Source organism: Corallococcus sp. CA041A (assembly GCF_003612075.1).
Taxonomy (GTDB): domain Bacteria; phylum Myxococcota; class Myxococcia; order Myxococcales; family Myxococcaceae; genus Corallococcus; species Corallococcus exiguus.
The window spans coordinates 1-413 of record NZ_RAWF01000718.1 but is presented as its reverse complement, the minus strand read 5'-3'; the positions used below and the strand labels follow the sequence as shown (position 1 = coordinate 413).

The 413-nt window shown below is 67.6% G+C and carries 1 pseudogene; it reads right to left on the bottom strand.

From position 1 onward, the window contains the following. Positions 1-396: pseudogene (locus D7V77_RS42800) on the bottom strand (DUF853 domain-containing protein); the annotation flags it as partial. Between the last annotated feature and the right edge of the window lie 17 nt (positions 397-413).

Genomic DNA, 413 nt, shown 5'->3' with positions numbered 1-413 from the left:
TTGCAGTACCCCGCCGACCTCCTGTCCCAACAGCTCCACCTCGGCGCGGCCGTGGTACTCGAAGGTGTACGTCAGCTTCTTGCCGTGCGTGATGACCCCCACGGCCATGGTGGAGTTCGCGGGGACGGCGTTGGGCTCCGCGAACGGTCCCCGGACCACGACCCCCAGGTAGTCACGCTTGTCCTCGCGCGACTTCACCCGCACGAGCGTCTGGGAGGCCAGCCTGGGCAGGTCGTCACGGGTCATCAACACCGTCAGGACGTTGTCGTCGCTGCTCGACGTGTCGAAGTGCGTGAAGCCCACCGCGTTCGCCAGCTCGGGGTCGGGGAGGGACAACCCAGCGCGGTTGCTGATGTCGGCCAGTTCGTTGAGCGTGCGGGGCGGCGTCTGGCTGATGAGCGGCCTTCGTGGAC